Source organism: Pseudomonas putida (assembly GCF_002741075.1).
In the GTDB taxonomy this organism is placed as follows: Bacteria; Pseudomonadota; Gammaproteobacteria; order Pseudomonadales; family Pseudomonadaceae; genus Aquipseudomonas; species Aquipseudomonas putida_T.
Genome location: NZ_CP016634.1, coordinates 1,080,583 through 1,102,813, shown reverse-complemented (window position 1 = coordinate 1,102,813; position 22,231 = coordinate 1,080,583). Strand labels below are relative to the sequence as shown.

The window sequence follows — 22,231 nt, the reverse complement described above, 5'->3', positions numbered from 1 at the left end:
CCTTTCTATGGCAGCTGGGATCAGCGCCAGTCCAAGAAAAAACCACGTTGTTCAAAAGGCGCCACAGACGCCTTCGCCGATCGGCTATTCGTCGTCCCGAGCGGGAATCCACCACTCTTCACCACGTGCGGTGCGGATGTATTCGGGCCAACGGAAGTCATGGGGGACCTTGAAGTCCTTGGGCAGCAGCGGGGCTTGCCAGCGTGTACCGCCAATGCCGCCGCCAGTACGCTCGATGAATTCTTCGCGGGCGGCGGCCAGCAGACCGGGGCACGTGAACAGCTCGACCAGGGTGGCGCCTATGGTCTTGGCCGCCACCTGGATCATCGGGTCGATGGTCTGGCGGATACCGCCCAGGGCATTGGGCACCCAGTCCGGGTACGTATAGCCAGGCGGCGCCGAGAGCATCGGACGGGCCACCAGCAGGCGCACCGTCGGGCAATGCCAGGTGTATTCGGGGTAGTCGTCGGAGGTCAGGTGCTTCTGCCAGGCCGGCATCTGCTCGCGCAGCAGGCGCTCGCAGGCCTGCGGGTCGATCAAGGTTTCGGTATCGGGCAAGAACGGACGGGCCATGGGCTCGAGCCCTAGGTTGTCCTGGATTTGCCGGGCAATGGCAATGGCCTCATCGTCCCAGGTCGGGGCACCGATGGCCTGCAGATTGTCGTAGGTGGCTTGCGCCAGCACATGGTTGGGCAGCCCGCCACGGGACTTGCACACCCAGGTCTTCTTCCATTGGCAGCCGGTGGCCAGCGCTGCGGCGGCGGCATTGTTGTCCATCACCTGAGAAATGGTTTCTGCCTGTTCGATCGAGTCGCAACGGGACAGGTACTGGATCTGGGCAATATGCGGCGGCAGGTTGTCGGCCGTGGCCTGGCCTGCGGTCAGGATCGCCTCGTTGAAACTCCACAGGCCGGTGAACGGCAGCGTGGAGCGACGCATGCTTTCGTTGAGCGTGTAGAAGTGCACCAGGGCGTCGTTGGCGCCGGGTGCCCGCGCCGCCAGGTGGTTCTGCGGGATGGGGCTGTACTTGTCCGAGGCGATCCAGTCCTGCGGCGCCTGGCAGGTGAAGGTGTAGATATAGGCGTAGGCGATGCCGCAGTGGGTGTCCCAGGTGGTGGTGTTGTTCAACGGCAACATATACGTGGGATGAAAGCTGATGGCCGCGTCCAGGTCGTCGTAGTATCCCTTGGCGGCATGCACAGGCTTGGAGGCGCGCAGCTTTTCCGCAGGCTCCCCGAAGAACTTCAGCGTGCCCTGGATACCGTATTCGAGCATGGCGGCCTTGGCCGCCAACAGCCCGCCCAGGGCGCTGATGCCGAGCGCCGAATGGGGGTCGGTATGGCCCGGCGCGAAACGCGAAAGGCCTTCGCGCGGCTGGCGCCGCGTGGTCGCCGCCTGGTTGTTGCCCGGCACCGCGTCGTACTCGGCGTAGGTCGCCAGCACCGGGCCGTCACCATTGCGAAAGGTCGCGCAGAACGCCGTGGGCATCCCCCCGCTGCCTTGCTCCACCTCGAACCCTTCCTTGCGCAGCAACTCGACGTACCAGGCGCAGGATTTGTATTCACGAAAGGCCGGCTCGGCGTAATGCCAGATCACCTGGTGCCAGTCGGACAGGGTCTTGTGCTGTTGCTCCACCCAGTTCTGGGCAAAAGCCTTGGGCTCGATCATGGAGGGCATTCCTTATTGGTTTATGACCCCGCAGAGCGGCTCAGGCCAGCAGGGCCTGCCTAGTATTGTTGACTCCACAAATACGACAATCGATTTATTTCGCCATTAATGTTTATATTTGTTCAACATTCAGTGTTTGGAGCCCCCTATGCGTCTGCCCTCGATGCCTGCGTTACGCGCTCTGGAAGCGGTTGCCCGACTGGGCAGCGTGACCGCTGCGGCTCTTGAGCTGAACCTCACCCGCAGCGCGATCAGCCACCAGATCACCGGTATGGAAGAGACCCTCGGGTTCGCCCTGACCGAGCGCCAGGGCCGGGGCATTTCGCTGACGTTTCGCGGTGAACGCTACGCGCGGGAAATCCAACGGTTTCTGGCCAACCTGGAAGATGCCGGGCGACGAGTGGATGACCAGGAGGTCTACGGCAAGCTGTGCGTCAGTTGCAGCTCAGGCTTTTCGACCTACTGGCTGTGCCATCACATCGGCGGCTTCGTGAAGGAGTATCCCCAGGTACAACTGCACATGGTCACGCCGACGTCGGCGGACGATGTCAGCAATCACACTGCCGACCTGTTCATTTCCTACGGCATCGGCGACTGGCCAGAGATGAAGGTCGAGCAGATCGCGGCACTGAACTACTTCCCGGTCTGCAGCCCCCGGCTGATCAACGCCCTGGGCGGGCTCAAGACGCCGCAGGATCTGGCGGCGTTCCCACTGTTGCACATGAGCGACTACAGCGACTGGCGCGTGTGGCAGGCGGCAGCGAACACCCCGGAGCTCAACGTGGCGACCGGCATCGTGTTTTCCGATGCACACTGCGCACAGGCGGCCTGCATCGCGGCCCAAGGTGTGGCCATGGGGGACAACCTGTTGTGCGGCGACTCCATGACCAAGGGCCTGCTGGTACGCCCCTTCGATATCGTCATCAATTCCCACCGGGGCTATTACCTGGTCACCGATCCGCAGAAATGCGAGCGACCTGCGGTCCTTGCCTTCACCAACTGGATCAAGACCCAGCTGCAGGCCTCGCGCCAGGCCTGGGTGGAGCTTTAGCCGCGGCTGATCACCAGATTCAGTGGCGCTTGCCTTTGCCCCGCGCGGCCTTTTGCGCCGTGGAGTCGTGCGCGGTGCCGGTCGAGCCATCGGGGCGATGGGCATCGTTGTCGCGCTCGGCCTCACCTTTGGGCTGGCGCTTGGCGGGTTCACGGACAGGTTCGGTCATCGTCATCTCCTATCCCTTGCTGTGTTCAGGCGAGGTCGGGCCCGTGCCACGCTTGATGCCGCGCGGCCCGGCAACGCCCCAGATGGCCAGCCCGATCACCGGGAACAGCACCAGCAGCAACGACCACAGCACTTTGGTGGCGTCGGACTTGTCGCTGCGGAAAACGCTGACGATGGCCCAGAGATCGACCAGCAGAATGATCGCCACCAGGGCGATCCAGAAATACGTGACAGGATCACTCATATCCGCCTCCGTTTTTCGGGCTTGGAGAAACCCAAGGGTGTGAACAGAGGAAGGCGCGCGGCAGCGCAAAGTTCAGACGGCTTTGTTCGGCACGGATGAGTGGATCGCCGCCGTCACACCGTGGCCGACAAGACCGGCAGATTCTTGGCCAGCAGGGCTGCAGTGGCGCTGCTCAGTTCCATGCGAGCCAGCGCGCTGCGTCGGACCCATTTACAGGCCACGATTTCGTTGCTGGGAATGGCCCGCTCCTGCTCGCCGAGGTTAGCCGTGAACAGGTGATGAAGCACATTGCCAACCGGCAACATGCATAGCGCATGCAAGCCCTGCCAACGCAAGGAGGCTTCCTCGCACAACTCTCTGATGGCGGCCTCTTCCGGCGTCTCGCCCGGCTCGATGACGCCGCCGGGCAGGTTCCACCTCCCGCCTTTCTTGCGCACGAGCAGGACCTTTCCGCTGCGTAGACAGATGATCGTGGCGCGGGCTTTGGCTGTGCGGGTGTTCTTTGCAGGCATACGGCGTTTCTGACGGCAAGGTTCGGGTATCGGCAGCGCATGGGATGGCGCTTCTTCCCTGAAGACCTGCACACATGACGCCCCGTTCAAGCGAAGGGACACATACCGGCTCATCCGTCCGACGATGGCCATTGATCCTTGCCCTCGGGCTCACGAGCCGTTGAACTTCTTCACATCGATGGGCGGGGCGACGAACTCGGGCCCCTGCCCCGCTGGACGCCAACGCACGTTGGCCAGGCCGTAGCGCTCGGCCATGGGCCGGCTGACCTTCTTGATCGTGTGCTGGCCGAACCGCGGGATGATCCCAACGCCAGCGTCGCAACAGGCCCAGTGCCAGGCCTCGGCATTGTCCATGCGCTCCAGGCGAATAATGAACGTGCGGTATTGGCCATGAAGCTCGTACTCGATCACAAACAATTGCTGCCCTGCCATCACCCGCCTCCTCAGTGGTTCCAAGCCTATGGAGCAGGCGCAGGGGAAAAAAATTCATTCGAGATTCACTGACTGTGGCCAGCCCTCGAAAACGACCGCTGGCCCCCCTTCCGTGAACTGGCGCGACCTGCGCCGCCTCGCCGACCGGGCGGGTCGCCGGTGCGGACTACTATCCGGTCTCATAGCTGATCAGAAACAGATGACTGGCCATGAATGGCGCTCCTGTCGAGAAAATGAGACGCGACCGGCTACCCGGTCGCGCAGGGGGCGTCAGGCGGCTTTCTGGTCGGCCTTTAACATCTTCTTGTGGGCCTGCATGGCGACGCCCATCTCCTCGAGCGCCTGCTTGCCCAGCAGCTTCTTGGCGGTCGGAAAGAGCTCGCCTTCCTCTTCCTCGATATGGTGCTCCAGCAGCTCTTTCATCACCTTGACCCGGCCTGCGAATTCCACAGTGCCGGTGTCGGTCTGCAGCAAGTCGGGCAAGACCAGCGAATCGACCGTGCGGTGTTCTTCCTTGGCCTCGTAGTACATCTTCTCCTCTTCCTTGCCCCCGGCCTGCTTGATGGCCGGGTAGAGGATCTGCTCTTCGAGGGCCGTATGGACCTGCAGCTCGTGCTCGATGCGCGCGAGCAGTTCCCCGCGCTTTTTCACGGCGCGCTCGGTGGTGGCGGACAGCTCTTCGAGCAGCTTCTTGACGGTTTCATGATCCTGGATCAGCAGTTCGATGGCATTCATTGTCGGGCCTCATCAGTCGATGGGAATACAAAGACTTGCCCTGTGTGGAGTCAGCGCCCGTGATGTCGGTTCGCAGTGGCCGATAAATGGCAGCGCACCGGCCGCGAAGTGTGGCGTCGGTCACTTGGCGCAGGCGGGTGTCGCAACACCTTCGCTGGCGATCCACCTGGCGCGCCCCACCCCCCAGGCCAGCGCCCGGGTCATGGTCTCGCCTGGGCGAGCATCGAAGGCCTCTTCGTGCAAGGACTTGCCGCCGCGCGCATACACCCCGACGAACAATTGCGTCGCCCCAGTGCGGGACAACCTCACCTGCACATCGACACTGGTGCCATCGTCGAGCGCTTCCTGGTGCGTGCGGTGATGAAGGGTCGCATCCGCCCAGTTCCAAAACACATTACCCCTTATACGCATGTCGGCCTCCTGCGACGCTCCTGTCCAAGAGGGTCACCCTATCGAAATCGCCTGGGTAAGCAACCGCAGCGGGTAGGAATGAGAACTGAATCAGACAACCGGTGGGCTACCCTGCAATCAGACTCATGATCATGCGGCATCGGCTTAATACTGCCGACTGGAATCCAGCGGCCTGTGCGCCATGGGGCGTGAACCTTGAGCGCCTTCGATGGCCGTAGGGCTATGCTGCGCTGCGTCTGTGCTAGCGTTTCCTGATTGGGTGCCCTGCCCTCCTGCCTCTAAGAATCGACACATCAACCGACTGATTACGGGTGAGCCATGGAGCTGAAAATCAACCAAAAGACCTATCAGGTCGATGCCGAAGCCGACACGCCGCTGCTGTGGGTGATCCGCGACGATTTGGGGCTGACCGGCACCAAGTACGGCTGCGGCCTGGCCCAGTGCGGCGCCTGTTCGGTGCTGGTAGACGGCAACGTGGTGCGCGCCTGCGTCACGCCGGTGGCCGGTGTGGTCGGGCGGGAGGTGACCACCATCGAGGCGATCGAGGCCGATGAGGTGGGCAAGCGCGTGGTGGCGGCGTGGGTCGAGCATCAGGTGGCCCAGTGCGGCTATTGCCAGTCCGGCCAGGTGATGGCGGCCACCGCGCTGCTCAAGCACACGCCCAAGCCCAGCGAAGAGCAGATCAACGCGGCGATGGTCAACCTGTGCCGCTGCGGCACCTACAACGCCATCCACGCCGCCATGCACGACCTGGCCCAAGGGGGTAAAGCCTGATGAAGACGCCCCTCGACACCCCCGAAGAGCTGTTCAACCTGGCGGCCGGCGAAACCGTCAACCTGTCGCGTCGGCGCTTTCTCGCCGGCACCGCCGTCGGTGCGCTGGTGCTGGGGTTCGGCCTGCCCCTGGGTTCGCCCCGGGTCCAGGCGGCCGCCGCCAGCAGCCCTGAGCGCGGCACCCAGGTGCCGGCCTTCCTGGAGATTCGCCCGGACAACACCGTGCGCCTGCTCAGCCCGTTCATGGAAGGTGGCCAAGGCACCTACACCGCCATGGCGCAGATCGTCGGCGAGGAACTGGATGCCGACCCGGCCACATTCGTGGTCGACAGCGCCCCACCCGGCGAGGCCTACGTGGTGATGGAGAACGGCATGCGCATCACCGGTGGCAGCATGTCGGTGCGCATGAGCTACCCGACCATGCGCCGCCTCGGAGCCCTGGCCCGCGCCATGCTGTTGCAGGCCGGCGCCGAGCACTTCGGCGTTCCGGTGGGCGAGCTGTCCACCGAGCCTGGCAAGGTCATCCATGGCGCCTCTGGCCGCAGCATCACCTATGGCGAGCTGGCCGGGCGCGCCATGGACCTGCCCGTGCCGGACCCGACCAGCGTCACGCTGCGCGACCCCAGCCAGTTCCGCTGGATCGGCAAGCCCGTCAAGCGCGTCGACGCCTACGACAAGTCCACCGGCAAGGCCCAGTACAGCATCGACACCCACGTCGACGGCATGCTTCAGGCAGCCGTGCAGCATGCACCACGCCTGGGGATGACCGTCGGCACCCTACGCAACGAAGACCAGGTCAAGGCCATGAAAGGCGTGCATTCGGTGCACACGTTGCCCGGCGCGGTCGCGGTGGTCGCCGAGCGCTGGTGGCACGCCAAGCGCGCGGCGGAGGCACTTCAGGTCGACTGGCAGGAGCCAGGCCCGGAGTCGACCGTAAGGCCCATGCCCAAGGATTTTTCCAGCGATGCCTGGCGTGAGCACCTGGCGGCCCAACCGGGCCCAGGCCGTGATGACGAAAAGCACGGCGATGTGGCCGCAGCCCTGGCCAGCGCCAAGACCACGGTCGAGGCCACCTACCACAATCAGTACCTCAACCATGCCCAACTGGAACCGCCATCGGCGACGGCGCGCTTCAACCCCGACGGTTCTCTGGAGGTGTGGCTGCCGAATCAGGCGCCGGACATGTTCCGTGACGACATCGCCAAGCGCAGCGGGCTCGACCCTGTAAGGATCACCCTGCATTCGCCCTTGCTCGGCGGCTTCTTCGGCCGGCATTTCCTCTATGACTCAGCCAACCCCTACCCCCAGGCCATCGCGCTGGCCAAGGCGGTCGGACGCCCAGTCAAGGTGATCTGGACGCGCGAGGAAGAATTCCTACGCGATGTGCTGCGCCCCGTCGCCGTGGTCAAGTTCCGCGCAGGGCTCGATGACAAAGGCCTGCCGGTGGCGCTTGAAGCGGTGAGCGCCACCGAAGGCCCCACCGAAGCCATCGCCGGCAAGCAGGGCGAGCAACTGGACCCCACCGCACTCGAAGGGCTGTCGGGCAAGGCCTACGCCATCGCCAACACGCGCATCGCCCAGGTCTACGTCAAAGGACCGGCCATGCTCGGCTACTGGCGCTCGGTGGGCAATTCGCTCAACGACTTCTTCTACGAGGCCTTCCTCGACGAACTGGCCGACAAGGGCGGCCAGGACCCGTACGCGTTGCGCCTGCACCTGCTGCAGGGCAACGCGCGCCTGACTACGCTGCTGCAGGCGGTTGGCGAGCTGTCCGGCGGTTGGACGCGCGGCCCCTTCACCGCCGAGGATGGCAGTAAGCGCGCCCGTGGCGTGGCCATGGCCTCGCCGTTCGGTTCCGAGGCGGCGGTGATCGCTGAGGTGTCGATCGAGAACGGCCAGGTCAAGGTGCACGACATCTGGCAGGCGATCGACCCGGGCAGCATCGTCAACCCGGCGATCATCGAAGCCCAGGTCAACGGCGCGGTGGCCCTTGGGTTGTCCCAGGTGCTGCTGGAAGAAGCCGTCTGGCACAACGGCATGCCGCGAGCGCGCAACTACGACCTGTATCCGGTGCTGCCGCCTTCGCGCATGGCGCGGGTGCATGTGCGCGTCGTCGAGAGCGGCGCGAAAATGGGCGGGATCGGCGAGCCACCGCTACCGGCGGTGGCGCCTGCCGTGGCCAACGCGGTGGCGCGGCTGACCGGCCAGCGCATTCGCAGCATGCCGCTTAGTCGCTATACCTTCAGCTGACTCGCAGGGGCCACCCATGCACAATCGCCGACTCGCAACCGCCGCCCGCTGGCTGGCCCTGCCGTGTCTGGTCACGGCAGGCCTGTTGGCCTGGTACGTCACCCGTGAGCCCGGCTCGCCCCTGGCCGGCGAGGCGCCGCCCGACGCAGCGCTGGTCAGTCGTGGCGAGTACGTCGCGCGCCTGAGCGACTGCGTCGCGTGCCACAGCCTGCCGACGGGCAAGCCGTTCGCCGGCGGCCTGGAAATGGCCACGCCGCTGGGCTCGATCCACGCCACCAACATCACCCCGGACCGACAGACCGGCATCGGTTCCTACAGCCTGGCCGACTTCGACCGCGCCGTGCGCCAGGGCGTCGCCCCGGGAGGCCGACGGTTGTACCCGGCCATGCCCTACCCTTCCTACGCCAAGCTCAGCGACGACGACGTCAAGGCGCTGTATGCCTTCTTCATGCACGGCGTACAGCCGGTCAACCAGGCCAACATCCAGAGCGATATTCCCTGGCCGCTGAACCTGCGCTGGCCCATCGCCCTGTGGAACGGCCTGTTCTCGCCCACCACCCCCTATGCGGCCAAACCCGCGCAGGATGCACTGTGGAACCGTGGCGCCTATATCGTCCAAGGCCCAGGCCATTGCGGCAGTTGCCATACCCCTCGGGGCCTGGCCTTCAACGAGAAGGCTCTGGATGAGCGCGGCGCGCCGTTCCTGGCCGGTGCCCTGCTCGATGGCTGGTATGCCCCGAGCCTGCGCGGTGACCACAACACCGGCCTTGGGCGCTGGAGCGAGGCGGACATCGTGCGGTTCCTCAAGACCGGGCGAAACCCGCATGCCGTGGTGTTCGGCTCGATGACCGAAGCCTTCAACAACTCCACCCAATTCATGAGCGATGAGGACCTGACGGCGATCGCGCGCTATCTGAAGTCTTTGCCGGGCGACCGTCAACGCGACGGCGCGCCCTGGCAATACCAGGCCTTGCCCGCGGCGCACCTGGATTCCCCAGGCGCCCAGACCTACCTCACCCGCTGCGCCTCCTGCCATGGCCTCGATGGCAAGGGCCAGGCCGAATGGATGCCGCCCCTGGCCGGGGCCACCTCGGCGCTGGCCAAGGAAGACGCCTCGGCCATCAACATCACCCTCAACGGCTCGCAACGGGTCGTCGCCCAAGGCCAACCGGACGCCTACCGGATGCCGGCGTTCCGCGAGCAATTGTCGGACCAGCAGATCGCCGATGTCCTGACGTTCATGCGTAGCGCCTGGGGCAACCACGGTGGCGCGGTGCAGGCTCAGGCGGTCGGCAAGCTACGCGGGCACACCGACCCGGCCAGCAGCAGCCCGATCATCCTGCACATGCGCTGAGTGGCCCTCCATCAGCGGGGGCTTGAGATATATTCGATAAAGCGTATATTCAAAAAATCATATATCCACCGAGACTTGTGCTCATCAGCCCATGAGAGCCGCCATGATTGACCCCTTGTCGCCCACCCAGGTTTTCAAGTGCCTCGCCGACGAGAACCGTGTGCGCATGATGCTGCTGATCGCGCGCGAGGAAGAACTCTGCGTGTGCGAATTGATCTGTGCCTTGGAAGAAAGCCAACCCAAGGTGTCACGCCACCTGGCGCAACTTCGCACCTGTGGCCTGCTGGAAGACCGCCGTCAGGGCCAGTGGGTCTACTACCGGTTGCATCCCGCATTGCCTACCTGGGTCCGTGAAGTGCTGGCAACCACGCTGGAGGCCAACCGCGAATGGCTGAGCACCAGCACCCGACGCCTGGATGCCATGGGCGAGCGCCCCCAGCGCGCTGCCTCCTGCTGCTGATGGACTGCTGCTGCGCGACCGCGCCGATTACCTGGTCGAGCGCTATTCCGAGCGCAAGGCGTCGGCAGAGGAACTGTCCAGGCGCGTCAATCAACGTTCTATCTGAGCCCCTCATGACCTCCCCCACTTCCCTTGGAGGTGGGCTTACCGCACTACGAGCACAAGCACATGACAATCAAAGTAGGCATCAATGGTTTTGGACGTATCGGTCGCCTGGCGCTGCGCGCGTCCTGGGCGTGGCCAGAATTCGAGTTCGTCCAGATCAATGACCCGGCCGGTGATGCCGCAACCCACGCACATCTGATCAACTTCGACTCGGTCCACGGGCGCTGGCACCACGAAGCCAGTGCCGAAGGCGACGCGGTGGTGATCGAGGGCAAGCGCATCAAGGTCACCGCCAACAAGGCGATTGCCGACACCGATTGGTCGGGCTGCGACCTGGTCATCGAAGCCAGCGGCAAGATGAAGTCGGTGGCCGTGCTTCAGGCCTACCTGGACCAGGGCGTCAAACGCGTGGTGGTCTGTGCCCCGGTCAAGGAAAAAGGCGCACTGAACGTGGTGATGGGCGTCAACCAGCACCTGTTCGACCCGGCCTTGCACCGCATCGTCACCGCCGCCTCCTGCACCACCAACTGCCTGGCACCAGTGGTCAAGGTGATTCACCAGCACCTGGGCATCCGCCATGGCTCGATCACCACCATCCATGACCTGACCAACACCCAGAGCATTCTCGACACGCCGCACAAGGACCTGCGCCGCGCCCGTGCCTCGGGCATGAGCCTGATCCCGACCACCACCGGTTCGGCCACAGCGATCGCCGAGATCTTCCCCGAACTGCGCGGTAAGCTGAACGGTCACGCCGTGCGCGTACCGCTGGCCAATGCCTCGCTGACCGACTGCGTGTTCGAGGTGGAACGTGCGACCACGGCCCAAGAGGTCAACGCACTGCTCAAAGCCGCTGCCGAGGGCCCATTGAAGGACATCCTGGGCTACGAAGAGCGTCCGCTGGTGTCCATCGACTACCGCACCGATCCGCGCTCCTCGATCATCGATGCGCTGTCCACCCTGGTGGTCAACGGTACCCAGGTGAAACTCTACGCCTGGTACGACAACGAGTGGGGCTACGCCAACCGCGCAGCGGAACTGGCACGGCTGGTCGGCGCGGCGGAGTAAGCAACGATCATGAAGGCGCTGTCAGCCCTGTCTCTGGAAGTGCGTCAGTACCTGCTGGTGACCGGCAACTACTGGGCCTTCACCCTCACCGACGGCGCCCTGCGCATGTTGGTGGTCTTGCATTTCCATACCCTGGGCTACACGCCGCTGCAGATCGCGGCGCTGTTCCTGTTCTACGAAGTGTTCGGCGTGATCACCAACCTGGTGGGTGGCTACCTCGGCGCCCGCCTGGGGCTCAATCGCACCATGAACATCGGCCTGGGCCTACAGGTGCTGGCCTTGCTGATGCTCACGGTGCCGGCTGCCTGGCTGACGGTGCCATGGGTGATGACCGCCCAGGCGCTGTCCGGCATCGCCAAGGACCTGAACAAGATGAGTGCCAAAAGCACCCTCAAGCTTCTGGTGCCGGACAGCCAGCAAGGCACGCTCTACAAGTGGGTGGCCGTCCTCACAGGCTCGAAGAATGCGCTCAAGGGCGTGGGTTTCTTCCTGGGCGGCGCACTGCTCGCACTGCTCGGTTTCACCCTGGCGGTGCTGGCCATGGCGGCGGTCCTCGCCTTGATCTGGATCGCCAGCCTGGTCCTGCTGAAGAAGGACCTTGGCAAAGCCAAGGCCAAGCCGAAGTTCCGCGACATGCTGTCCAAAAGCCGGGCGATCAACATCCTCTCGGCGGCACGCTTGTTTCTCTTCAGCGCCCGCGATGTGTGGTTCGTCGTGGCGTTACCGGTGTACCTGAGCACCGCCTTTGGCTGGGATTTCTGGAAGGTCGGCGGTTTCCTGGCCGTCTGGATCATCGGCTACGGCATCGTCCAGTCGTTTGCCCCCTACATTACCGGCAAGAAGCATGGCCATGTGCCGGACGGCCGAGCGGCTTTCACGTGGGCCATTGCCTTGGCCGGGCTGCCCGCACTGATTGCCTTGGGCCTGACTGCCGGAGTGCCGGCCCAGGCCGTGCTACTCGGCGGTTTGATGCTGTTCGGTGTGCTGTTCGCGGTGAATTCATCGCTGCACAGCTACCTGATCGTCAGCTATGCCAAGGAGGACGGCGTATCGTTGGATGTGGGCTTCTACTACATGTCCAACGCCCTGGGGCGGCTGGTCGGCACCCTGCTTTCGGGGTGGGTGTTCCAGGCGTATGGCCTTGTGGCTTGCCTGTGGATCTCCTCGGCTTGCGTGCTGCTGGCGGCCTTGATTTCAATCGCGTTGCCACGGCACGCCCAAGGGGTCACTGCCCTGCACTAGCAGGTAGTGCGGGGCAGTGACGGGCTCGATTTCAGGCTGGCGTCTCGGGATCAAGGCCATTCCGTGGGCGCGGGCTCGCTCAGCTCGCAACGCGCCAGCGCCGTTTCACGCAGGCACGCCGCAACCACCAAGCCCAACGCCACACCGGCACGCTCCGAGAACCCGATGAAATGGGCCTCAGCGTTCTGTTCCGTGAACACCGGGGCGCTGGCAGCTGCAATCTACCGGTTTGACGAACTGCCCAAGACTTAACCTTTGTCAAAACAGCCTGGACTTCGCCGACTAAGGTAAGGCGTGACGTCCCTTTGCTTCGGAGTACGCCCGATGAACTCTCCCGCCCCTTCAAGAACACGCCTGTACGATGCAGACGACCTCGAGGGCGTGCTGCGGGCGATGGCACGCCAGGCCACGGCATGCCTGCCGCCGTCCCAAGCTGCCCTGATCGGCATACAGCGCCGTGGTGAACCGCTGGCTCGTCGTCTACAAGAGCATATCCAGCAACTGACCGGGCAGCCTCCCTTGCCGCTTTACCCTATCAAGGTCAAGCGCTACGCGGACGACCTCACCCTTCTGCATGCCCATACGCAGCTCATCGAAAACCCCTCGCTCGACACCTTGAACCTGGCCGAGACCACCTTGCTGGTGGTCGACGACGTGCTCTATGAAGGGCATTCGTTGCTGCGCACCTGTGCCTACCTGGCTCAGTTGGGTGCGCGCCGCGTACTGAGCGCCGTACTCGTCGACCGGCACGTCTGCCGCCAACCAGTCCATGCAGACATTGTCGGCGTCCATTTGCAGGTGGCCGCGCAAGACATCATCGAGTGCCACGTTCCGCCCTATGAAGCCGACTTTTGTATTGAAGTGGTGCGCCATGGCCAAGCGCACAGCACCGCCACGGTCAGCCGGCAGGTTTCGGCCTGATCGCCAGAATGCTGCAGGGGGCATTGCCAAGGAGTCTGTCGGTGGTGTCCCCAATCAGCTTGGCCCAGCGTTTGGGCTGCACCACCCCCACCACGACCACATCGATCATCAGCGAGCTGATGTGTGCCTTGATGGTGCGCAGCGGTGCCCCCTCGACGAAGTACCGATGCGAATAGGCAATGCCGTGCGCATCGGCCAGGGCATCGAACGGAACCCGCAGTGACTCGCGCACCTCCTGCGCCCATGGTTCGGCAAGCGCCGCATTGGCCAGCATGGCCATGGGCAGGTCATAGGCCGACAACAAGTGAGCCTGTCCCTTGCACAGACGCGCCAGCTGCTGACCGGCCTCAACCAACTGGTGGTTGAGCGCCTGCTGAGCGGGCTGCGGACTGGCTACATCCACCGCGATCAACACCTGAGCCGGCATGGCAGGGGCATTGGCCGGCACGAACTGGAACGCCCCTTGGCCAGCATGCAATAGCGCGTAGTCGAGGGAGGTCTGTGCGATCTGGTCGACCATCGAGCTGACAGGACAATCCTTGATCACCAGATCAGGTGCGAACTTCGCGATATAGGCGGGGATGAAATCACGCGCGTCGAGGGTCTGAACGGCCTCGAACGATGGGCGAGTCTGGTGGGCGCCCTGCTCGTCCAGCAATGCTTTGAGCTCGGCGCTGAAATGTGCGAACGCTGCGGTCGAGACAGCGGGTTCCTGCAGCGCATGGTGCAATTGCAGCTCAGCGGGTTCATGGACAGCGAGAACATGCAACGCAGCACCCGACGCGTCCGCCAGCGCCAGGGCCCGGCGCAAGGCGGCCGGACGCGGCTCGGTTTTGGTCATGATCACGAGAATCCGACGGTACGGGCTCATCAGTCACCTCCCGAGGCGAGGGTAGACACTCGCAGCCCCGTCATTATCGGAACTGTGGGCTTGGCCAATCTTGATAAAAATCAAGGCTTGAAAGGCCCGATAGGTCACCCTTGGCCTGTACCGATGCGCCTTGCTCAAGGCAGCCATCGCCGAGGAGGCCATCATGACTACCTATTCACGACTCCTGTTGATCTGCCATCCCGGTCTGCACCCCTCGCCCGCCATGGCCCGCGCGCAAGCCCTGGCCAGTGGCATGGGGGCTACCCTGCACCTTGTGGTGTTGAGCCAACTGCCAAACCGCTTGACGACGCTAGACCAGGTGCTGCGCAGCAGTGCCCGAAAGCAAGACGCCGAACATCGCAAGGCCTGGCTGGCCGAACAAGTCACGGCGTTGGCTGCACTTGGCATCACCGCCTACGCCGAAGCAGTGGACGAGGATGATCCGCTCAAGGACTTGATCCGCCTGGCCCAACTGCATCGGGTGGAGATGGTGATCAAGGACATCAAGCATGAAACCGCCTTGAGCCGCGCCTTGCTCACGCCACTGGACTGGCAATTGCTGCGCCGTTGCCCGATCCCTCTGCACCTGGTAGCCCATGCCGAGCCCACACTGCCGCAACGCATCATTGCCGCTGTGGAACTGGCCGAGAACGACCCGACGATTCAGAAGCTCAACGATCGCATCCTGCAAGCGGCCCATGCCCTGGCCCAGCGCTGTAAAGCGCAACTGCACATGCTTCAGGCATACGAGCCCAGCCCCAGTTTCGTTGCCTATGCAGCCGCCCCGGTGGCCTGGACCGAGGCGCTGGTCGAGGAAATGACCGGCCGCGCACGCGAGCGCATGGCAAAGCTGGGGGCCGACTACGGCATCCGACAAGATCACTTGCATCTGTTGCGTGGACCCGCCAGCAAGGTGGTCAGTGAATACGCCAATCAGCACGGCTTCGATGTGATGGTGATGGGGACGCTCTACCATGAAGGGCTCACCAAGGTTGTCGGCAGCACCACCGAGCAGGCCCTGTACAAAGTACAGTCCAGCATTCTGGCCATCCACAGTTGAACGATGAATCGCCAGACTGGACGGGCGTGGGCCCGAATCAGCCTGGCGACCAGCGGCACCGCTCAGTCGCGGTGCCAGTCGACGCTCAGGTAGACCTCACTGTCACTGTACTGGTAGCTGCAGTGGCCATCGTAGGCCGCTTCCAGTTCATGGCCGATGCGGTTTGCCAAGTGGGTGCCGGTGGTCATTGCCACCAGCTCGTTCTGTTGACGGTCGATGGCGATCAAGCGCTCGAGCACGTGCGTCTGCTTTTCTTGCTGCTCGGTGTGCTGCATGAGCTGGCGAATCTCATCTTCATGACTGTCCAGGAACCGGCCCGAAACCCGGACTTGGCCGGCTGCGGCACGGTCTTCGATGCGACGGCATGCTGGACATACTGTCGACTCCACATGCCCTGGCCCGGTAGGGCTGTGCCAATGCCACTCGCCATCGTGATAGGCAGCGCCGCATTGTGGGCAGCGGGCTTTGCCGCCAGGACGAAGCGGCATGGCATAGGGATCGAGCGGATGCGATTTGAACAATTTGTCCTTGCGGCTTTTCTGATACTTGTCCATTGGCGTACTCGCTGTGCAGGGTGTGAGGATCGCAGGCGTGCGCATGCGTTGGCCTATCCAGTGTCTGCGGGCTGCCTATGCTGGACTTGACAATGGTCAAATCGAGGGGCGGCTCGCCCCTTATGTTGAGTTGAAAACCCGGCTCGGAGCGCAGGTCATGAACGCTACCTGTCCACTGTTGTTCGCCCTGCAAGGCAGCCAAGCCTATGGCCATGCGGTGGCGCGACGTTTAGGCGTGACGGTGTCAATGCACGAAGAGCGCGACTACGAAGACGGTGAGCACAAATGCTGGCCAACCGTATCGGCCAACGGTCGCCAGGTGGTCGTCTTCCACTCGCTGTACGGTGACGAACACCGCAGCACGCATGACAAGCTGTGCCGCCTGCTGTTTTTCTGCGCAGCCCTCAAAGACGCAGGTGCATGCCAGGTCACAGTGGTGGCGCCCTACCTGTGTTATGGCCGCAAGGACCGCAAGGTCGAGTTCCAGGATTCGACGATTACCCGGCATGTCGCGCGCCTGATGGAGTGCTGTGGCGTGGATCGGATCGTGACCCTGGATGTACACAACCCCAGTGCGTTCGACAATGCCTATCGCATCCCAGCCTGGAACCTGCAATGCACGCAGGTGTTCGCCCATCGCTTCGCCACGCTCCTGGGTGAGCAGCCGGTTGCAGTGGTTTCGCCCGACCTGGGCGGCGCCAAACGTGCCGAACATTTCCGCGAGGCGTTGGCTGGCCTGCTGGCCCAACCGGTATCGGGCGCCTTGATGGAGAAACACCGTGACCCGACAGGGCTGCGGGGCAAGCATCTGGTAGGTGACGTAGCCGGCAGAACCGTCATCGTTTTCGACGACCTGATCAGTACCGGTCAGACACTGCTGCGTGCCGGGCAGGCCTGCCTGCAGGCAGGCGCAAGCCGGGTATTGGCCGCTGCCACCCACGGTCTGTTCACCACCGGTGGTCAGCTGTTCGAGGCCGGCGTGTTCGAACGTGTCCTGGTCGCCGACAGTGTCCCGCCCTTGCGCCTGCCCGCGCATTGCCAGCGGCAACTGGAGATCCTCGACACGACCGCTCTGGTCGCCGAGTTGCTGCTTGAAAACGGCAGGGATCCGGCGCGCTGGATTGGCGCAGGACAGGGCGCATGATCAACAGCAGGCGTTGATAATGGCTCATGATGGGCGGTGAGCGGGGGTGGGCACACCTCCTCCTGCGACCAGCATCGCCCCGCGCGGGCGCGGGTGCTCGATTTTCATCAATCGTCCGCCCCCCTCGCTCAGTGCCGATCCAGATACCGGTACAGCGCTTCCTCCTGGTCGAAATGCAGCTTCGCCAGGGTGTCCAGGCGAATGAGCTGATGCTGTATCTCATCAGCGCTGGGAGGCCGTGTGGCCTGGCTGAAATCGTCGCTCATGCGAGACAGCAGATGGATGAGCCGAAAGATTTCTCGGTGGGTATGGCTCATGGTCGACAGCGGATCTTCACCGGGCATGAAGCGGCTCAGCAGCGGATAGAGCCGGCGTTCATCATCGCGCTCGTGGCGCTCCAACAGGTTGTGCAATGCGGCGACCAGGTTGCGCAAATCGCCCTGTGCCTTGTCGAGGGGGCGGCTGGAAAAATCCCGGGCCATCTGGCTCAGGTCCGTCAGCACCCCATCCAACTGCCGGTGCTCATCCTCGAGCCGGTCGATCGCTGCGACGTCGATCCCGGCGCGTCGTCTACCAGGCCAGGGCCCTAGCGCGCGCAATGCATTGCCGATGATCAGCAGATCGATCCCTTCCTGCAGGATGGCGCCGAGCAAGGCCGGCAGGTAGCCTGCCGCGGCGATGACCATGGCCAGCAAAGACAGGCTCATCCCGGCCCACACCCCCTGGCGAGCGATGTGCACGGCATGTCGGGCAATGTCCAAGGCCTCGACCAGCCGGTCGAATCGGTCCACCAGCAGGACCACACCGGCCGCCTGCGCCGAGGCCGTGATACCAGACGCGCCCATGGCCACGCCGACATCGGCGGCGGCCAGGGCGGGCGCATCATTGATGCCATCGCCGACCATCAACGTCGGCGCACGACGGCAGCCTTCCTGTACCAGGCGCACCTTGTCCTCGGGCGTCAGGCCAGCATGCAGTTCGTCGATGCCCGCCGTCAGCGCGATCGCCTGCGCGGTTTCCAGACGATCGCCCGTGAGCATGGCGACCTTCTCGATACCACGGGCGCGGAGCAAGCGCAGGGTCTGGGGCGCCTCCAGACGCAGGTTGTCGGCCAGCCTGATCACCCCCTTCAACTGGCCGTCGATCGTGGCGAAGCTGCCACTGCAGGCCAGGTAATCCAGTTCCTGCAAACGCGCCTGAGCCCAGGCATCGGTCTGTGCTTCATCTTGGACATAGCCCACGGTGCCCAGGCGCACGGCATGACCTTGTACGGTGCCGGCAAGCCCCTGCCCGGGAGCCTCCTCTACAGCCTGCGGCGGTATCAGCGACACACCCCGCACACGAGCGGCCTGGACAATGGCCTGAGCGATCGGATGCGAAGAAGCCTGCGCCAACGAAGCGGCCCATTGCAGGACTTGCAGCGGCGCACCCTCGCCCTGGACCTCGATCGATTGCACGTGGGCGTGGCCGCCGGTCAAGGTGCCGGTCTTGTCCAGAAACACTTGCCGAATCCCGGCGAGCGCTTCCAGAACCTGGCCATCACGCATGAGGATATTGCGTCGCGCGGCCCTGGAAATACCAGAAATGATGGCGATGGGCACCGCCAATATGAGCGGACAGGGTGTAGCGACCACCAACACGGCCAGCACACGCTGCATATCACCACTGAGCCACCAGGCGGCCCCTGCGACCAACAATGTCAGCGCAATGAAGCCCAAGGCGTAACGATCGGCCAATCGAACGAAAGGCGCGCGTGATCGGCGCGCCGCCTCGGCCAGATGCACGATGCCTGCGTAAGTACTCTGCGCCGCCGTGCGCATGGCCAACACCTGCACCGGCGCGCCGGTGTTGGTTACACCACTGGGCAGCAGTTCGCCCGCGTAGCGCGTGACAGGCAGCGATTCACCGGTGAGCGCAGCTTCATCCAGGATCACCTGAGCGCTGACCAGGCGACCGTCGACCGGCACCACCTCGCCCAGGCGCACCAATACGGTTTGACCGGGCTGAACCGCGTCCACGGGCACTTCATGCAGCCCGTCGTTCTCCTGGATCCAGGCACGCTGGGGTGCCCGCTCGATCAAGGCCCGCAGCTCGCGCTCGGCGTGCTGCAGGCTGAGTGCTTCCAGTGCGCGCCCGGTGGCCAGCATCAGCGCGATCACCGCGCCGACCAGCATCTGCTCAAGCCACAGCGCCGCCAGGATCGACACCAGTGCGATGAGATCGATGCCCGCTTCGCGCCTGACCAGGCGTCTGGCGATTTCCACCGCCAGCACCAAGGCCATCACACTGCTGCCCCCCGCCCAGATCAGCGCTGCCCAGGCAGGCTGCTGCGCGGCATAGGCACCTGCGCCGAACAGCAAGGCCAAGCCACTGACGAGCAACAGGCCCAGGTCCAGCCACCGACGAGACATGGCGGTTACTTCTGTTTGGCCTGCTGCAACCGTCGGACCTCTTCCTGGGTCTGGGTCGCGATACGCAGCGCCTGGTTGGCAGTCTGCTCGACCAGATCGATCCGGTAGCAGACCTGATCGGCGCGCAGCCGCGCAGTGGCAGCATTGTTCTCGGCCGATTCCAGGCGCGCGTCGAGTTCCTCGGTACGCCAAGGACTGCAGCCAGAAACCAATACCAGCACGCTCGACAAGCCGATAAACAGATAACGTCGCATGTCCATGCCCTCGCAGGTGCCGAAGATAGCCTGAGTATCCGCAGCGCAGCAGGCAGCGGCCTGACATTTATCAAGCTCCTGTAGCGTGGGGGCTGCACGCCGATCTTGACCTTTATCAATCGCGCCAGGCCACTGGCGGGTAAAAACAGCTCAAGGCAATGTCGCCTGCGCACCTATCGACAGCGCCTAAGTCGCCTCAGCAATGGAAGGCCCGAGCCCCTTGTCTCGAGGAATTGCGGCCATGAAAAAAGATCAGCCATCGAAACTGTATTACCTGGCGATCGCGCTGGCGCTGCTCACCGCCCTGCTGTTCAGCCTGTTCGACCGCTCGGCTGTCGTAACCCTGCCTTACAGCCAGTTCCTGCAATTGCTCGAACAGCAGAAAGTCAGTGACCTGCAAATCAGGCGCAATCGTATCCAGGGCAGGCTGCAGGAGCCCATCGACGGACGCGAGCGGTTTACCACCGTGCGCGTCGACCCGGCACTGTCGGCGCAGCTCAGCCAGTCCGGCGTGGCCTTTACCGGCCTGGCGGAAGACAACACGATCGCCGACATGGCGGGCTGGTTGCTGCCGCTGCTGGTGATGCTCGGTGCCTGGTTCTTCATCTTCCGAGGGTTTGGCGAAAAGCAGGGGCTAGGCGGCTTGATGAGCGTCGGCAAGTCTCGTGCGCGGGTCTATGCCCAGCGGGACATCCAGGTCACCTTCGCCGACGTTGCCGGGATCGATGACGTCAAGGATGAACTGATCGAAATCGTCTCGTTCCTGAAAAACCAGGCTTGGTATGCACGCCTGGGCGCCCACGTCCCCAAAGGCACACTGCTGGTCGGCCCCCCTGGCACCGGCAAGACCCTGGTGGCCAAGGCCATCGCCGGGGAAGCGGGCGTCCCCTTCTTCTCGATCTCCGGGTCAGAGTTCGTGGAAATGTTCGTGGGGGTAGGCGCCGCCCGGGTACGCGACCTGTTCGACCAGGCTCGGCAGGCAGCACCCTGCATCATTTTCATCGATGAACTGGACGCCCTGGGCAAGATGCGCGGTATCGGCAACCTGGGCGGCAATGACGAAAAGGAGCAGACACTTAACCAGTTGCTGGCCGAACTGGACGGCTTCGATCCTCGCGAAGGCGTCGTGCTGCTGGCGGCGACCAACCGCCCCGAGGTCCTGGACCCGGCGTTGCTGCGCGCTGGGCGGTTCGACCGGCAGATCCTGATCGACCGGCCTGATCGCAAAGGCCGCCTGGCCATCCTGAAAGTGCACCTGCACAAGATCGTCTACAAGAACGACCTGGATTGCGAGCGCATCGCCGACATCACCCCAGGCCTGACCGGCGCCGACCTGGCCAATCTGGTCAACGAGGCGGCCATCGTCGCCACCCGGCGCGCCAGCCAGTGGGTCGAGCTGGAGGACTTCACCGCAGCGGTCGAGCGTCTGGTCGCCGGCGTGGAGCGCAAGAGCACCGTGCTGCGTGAAGACGAACGCCAGATCGTGGCGTATCACGAAATGGGCCATGCCCTGGCTGCCAGCAGCCTGCCGGCGATGGACCCGGTCCACAAGGTGTCGATCATCCCCCGTGCCGCAGGCTCGCTGGGCTATACCCTGCAACGGCCGACGGACGACCGCTTCCTCATCAGCGCGCAGATGCTCAGGGACCGTATCGTCGTGCTGATGGCCGGACGCGCGGCCGAAAACCTGGCATTCGGCCAGGTGTCCACCGGGGCCGCCGATGACCTGGGACGCGCCACCGATATCGCCCGACAACTGATCACCCGGTTCGGCATGAGCCCGGAGTTGGGTCAGGCGGTGCTGGAGCGCCAGCAGGCCAGTTATCTCGGGGAGGCCCTGCTGCGTCAGGAACACAAGGACTATTCCGAGCAGACCGCGCGGGAAATCGATCTCGGTATCCGTGAGCTGCTCGAACAGGCCTACCAGCGAGCCCAGACCTTGCTCGAACAACGCCGCGCAGACCTGGACGCTGGCGCGCACTTGCTGCTGGCCAAAGAAACCATCACACCCGAAGAGTTTCCCGCACTCCAGCCGCAGCTCAAGGAGCCGGTGACCTACCCGTGGGTCGGCACTGCGAAATGATGACCCGACTCCAGACAGGGTGCCTGCCATGCTCACCGTCACGCTGATCAACACACTGGTCGTGATCCTGGTGGTGATCATTCACTACGAGTGCCTTCTGCGCCTGAACGACTGGCTGCCACGGCTCAAGCTATGGAGCCGCTTTCGGATCGTGGTCGGCGTGTTCGGGGCGCTGCTGGCCCATGCACTGGAGGTGTGGTGCTTCGCCCTGGCCTACTACCTGATGGACAATGCCCAGGGCTGGGGCTCGCTCACTGGTCAATTCGACGGCTCGTTCATGGACTGCGTGTACTTCTCCTTCACCACCTACACCACCATCGGCTTCGGCGATATCGCCCCCACCGGCAACCTCAAGTACCTCACAGGCCTGCAAGCGCTGACAGGCCTGGTGTTGATCACCTGGACCGCGTCGTTCCTGTTCCTGGAAATGCAGAAGTACTGGAAAGCCAAGTAACGAGGC

General features: G+C 63.8%; 23 protein-coding genes and 1 pseudogene. 13 read left to right on the top strand and 11 right to left on the bottom strand.

All coding sequences use genetic code 11. From position 1 onward, the window contains the following. Positions 1-84: 84 nt before the first annotated feature. Positions 85-1,668, bottom strand: a complete 1,584-nt coding sequence (locus IEC33019_RS05545; RefSeq protein WP_070091527.1) for a peptidase M20 — start codon at positions 1,666-1,668, stop codon at positions 85-87. 148 nt (positions 1,669-1,816) lie between these two features. On the opposite strand from IEC33019_RS05545, the gene IEC33019_RS05540 reads away from it, so the two are divergent. Beyond that, positions 1,817-2,719, top strand: a complete 903-nt coding sequence (locus IEC33019_RS05540; RefSeq protein WP_070091528.1) for a LysR substrate-binding domain-containing protein — start codon at positions 1,817-1,819, stop codon at positions 2,717-2,719. 19 nt (positions 2,720-2,738) lie between these two features. Here the strand turns inward: IEC33019_RS05540 and IEC33019_RS27500 are convergent, their stop codons facing one another. The 6 genes from IEC33019_RS27500 to IEC33019_RS05515 all read right to left on the bottom strand — a co-directional run bounded on the left by IEC33019_RS27500 (position 2,739) and on the right by IEC33019_RS05515 (position 5,221). Continuing rightward, positions 2,739-2,888, bottom strand: coding sequence for a hypothetical protein (locus tag IEC33019_RS27500; protein ID WP_170831741.1), 150 nt, complete (start codon positions 2,886-2,888; stop codon positions 2,739-2,741). 9 nt (positions 2,889-2,897) lie between these two features. Next, positions 2,898-3,131, bottom strand: coding sequence for a PLD nuclease N-terminal domain-containing protein (locus IEC33019_RS05535; protein ID WP_070091529.1), 234 nt, complete (start codon positions 3,129-3,131; stop codon positions 2,898-2,900). Between the two features lie 113 nt (positions 3,132-3,244). Then, complete coding sequence (locus tag IEC33019_RS05530) at positions 3,245-3,775, bottom strand: NUDIX hydrolase (RefSeq protein ID WP_244509703.1); 531 nt, start codon at positions 3,773-3,775, stop codon at positions 3,245-3,247. A gap of 18 nt (positions 3,776-3,793) precedes the next feature. Continuing rightward, positions 3,794-4,075: a DUF6555 family protein gene (locus IEC33019_RS05525; protein WP_070091531.1), complete on the bottom strand. Its 282-nt coding sequence runs from the start codon at positions 4,073-4,075 to the stop codon at positions 3,794-3,796. A 270-nt stretch (positions 4,076-4,345) separates the two neighbouring features. Beyond that, positions 4,346-4,810, bottom strand: a complete 465-nt coding sequence (locus tag IEC33019_RS05520) for a hemerythrin domain-containing protein (protein ID WP_070091532.1) — start codon at positions 4,808-4,810, stop codon at positions 4,346-4,348. 120 nt (positions 4,811-4,930) lie between these two features. Continuing rightward, a complete protein-coding gene (locus IEC33019_RS05515; protein ID WP_070091533.1) occupies positions 4,931-5,221 on the bottom strand; it encodes a hypothetical protein in 291 nt (96 codons plus the stop codon). A gap of 318 nt (positions 5,222-5,539) precedes the next feature. On the opposite strand from IEC33019_RS05515, the gene IEC33019_RS05510 reads away from it, so the two are divergent. From IEC33019_RS05510 to IEC33019_RS05475, 8 genes and pseudogenes are all read left to right on the top strand, one after another. Further along, entirely contained in the window at positions 5,540-5,995 is a 456-nt protein-coding gene (locus IEC33019_RS05510) for a (2Fe-2S)-binding protein (RefSeq protein ID WP_070091534.1), read from the top strand. Continuing rightward, complete coding sequence (locus IEC33019_RS05505; RefSeq protein ID WP_099593151.1) at positions 5,995-8,244, top strand: xanthine dehydrogenase family protein molybdopterin-binding subunit; 2,250 nt, start codon at positions 5,995-5,997, stop codon at positions 8,242-8,244. Before IEC33019_RS05510 ends, IEC33019_RS05505 begins: the two co-directional genes overlap by 1 nt. A 16-nt stretch (positions 8,245-8,260) precedes the next feature. Continuing rightward, complete coding sequence (locus tag IEC33019_RS05500; protein ID WP_070091536.1) at positions 8,261-9,598, top strand: c-type cytochrome; 1,338 nt, start codon at positions 8,261-8,263, stop codon at positions 9,596-9,598. A gap of 103 nt (positions 9,599-9,701) precedes the next feature. After that, a complete protein-coding gene (locus IEC33019_RS05495; protein ID WP_070091537.1) occupies positions 9,702-10,058 on the top strand; it encodes a metalloregulator ArsR/SmtB family transcription factor in 357 nt (118 codons plus the stop codon). Between the two features lie 4 nt (positions 10,059-10,062). Then, positions 10,063-10,164, top strand: a pseudogene (locus tag IEC33019_RS27710) (arsenical resistance protein ArsH); the annotation flags it as partial. A 62-nt stretch (positions 10,165-10,226) separates the two neighbouring features. Beyond that, complete coding sequence (locus IEC33019_RS05485) at positions 10,227-11,231, top strand: ArsJ-associated glyceraldehyde-3-phosphate dehydrogenase (protein WP_070091538.1); 1,005 nt, start codon at positions 10,227-10,229, stop codon at positions 11,229-11,231. A 9-nt stretch (positions 11,232-11,240) separates the two neighbouring features. Then, a complete protein-coding gene (gene arsJ, locus IEC33019_RS05480; protein ID WP_070091539.1) occupies positions 11,241-12,473 on the top strand; it encodes an organoarsenical effux MFS transporter ArsJ in 1,233 nt (410 codons plus the stop codon). Positions 12,474-12,797: 324 nt separating this feature from the next. Further along, positions 12,798-13,394: a bifunctional pyr operon transcriptional regulator/uracil phosphoribosyltransferase PyrR gene (locus tag IEC33019_RS05475; protein WP_070091540.1), complete on the top strand. Its 597-nt coding sequence runs from the start codon at positions 12,798-12,800 to the stop codon at positions 13,392-13,394. Here the strand turns inward: IEC33019_RS05475 and IEC33019_RS05470 are convergent. Next, complete coding sequence (locus tag IEC33019_RS05470) at positions 13,372-14,265, bottom strand: universal stress protein (RefSeq protein WP_070091541.1); 894 nt, start codon at positions 14,263-14,265, stop codon at positions 13,372-13,374. The genes IEC33019_RS05475 and IEC33019_RS05470 overlap by 23 nt on opposite strands. 163 nt (positions 14,266-14,428) lie before the next feature. On the opposite strand from IEC33019_RS05470, the gene IEC33019_RS05465 reads away from it, so the two are divergent. Beyond that, positions 14,429-15,325, top strand: a complete 897-nt coding sequence (locus IEC33019_RS05465) for a universal stress protein (protein WP_070091542.1) — start codon at positions 14,429-14,431, stop codon at positions 15,323-15,325. Between the two features lie 62 nt (positions 15,326-15,387). On the opposite strand, the gene IEC33019_RS05460 is transcribed toward IEC33019_RS05465, so the two are convergent. After that, positions 15,388-15,879: a BCAM0308 family protein gene (locus tag IEC33019_RS05460; protein ID WP_070091543.1), complete on the bottom strand. Its 492-nt coding sequence runs from the start codon at positions 15,877-15,879 to the stop codon at positions 15,388-15,390. Between the two features lie 157 nt (positions 15,880-16,036). On the opposite strand from IEC33019_RS05460, the gene IEC33019_RS05455 reads away from it, so the two are divergent. After that, positions 16,037-17,023: a ribose-phosphate diphosphokinase gene (locus IEC33019_RS05455; RefSeq protein WP_070091544.1), complete on the top strand. Its 987-nt coding sequence runs from the start codon at positions 16,037-16,039 to the stop codon at positions 17,021-17,023. Between the two features lie 128 nt (positions 17,024-17,151). Here the strand turns inward: IEC33019_RS05455 and IEC33019_RS05450 are convergent, their stop codons facing one another. Continuing rightward, positions 17,152-19,434 carry a heavy metal translocating P-type ATPase gene (locus tag IEC33019_RS05450; protein WP_070091545.1) on the bottom strand — a complete coding sequence of 761 codons (2,283 nt, stop codon included), beginning with the start codon at positions 19,432-19,434 and terminating at the stop codon, positions 17,152-17,154. 5 nt (positions 19,435-19,439) lie between these two features. After that, entirely contained in the window at positions 19,440-19,688 is a 249-nt protein-coding gene (locus IEC33019_RS05445) for an Lpp/OprI family alanine-zipper lipoprotein (RefSeq protein ID WP_070091620.1), read from the bottom strand. A 241-nt stretch (positions 19,689-19,929) separates the two neighbouring features. On the opposite strand from IEC33019_RS05445, the gene ftsH reads away from it, so the two are divergent. Together ftsH and IEC33019_RS05435 are read left to right on the top strand one after the other, a co-directional pair. Further along, entirely contained in the window at positions 19,930-21,771 is a 1,842-nt protein-coding gene (ftsH, locus tag IEC33019_RS05440; protein ID WP_070091546.1) for an ATP-dependent zinc metalloprotease FtsH, read from the top strand. Between the two features lie 28 nt (positions 21,772-21,799). Further along, positions 21,800-22,225, top strand: a complete 426-nt coding sequence (locus IEC33019_RS05435; protein WP_070091547.1) for a potassium channel family protein — start codon at positions 21,800-21,802, stop codon at positions 22,223-22,225. The last annotated feature ends 6 nt before the right edge of the window (positions 22,226-22,231 follow it).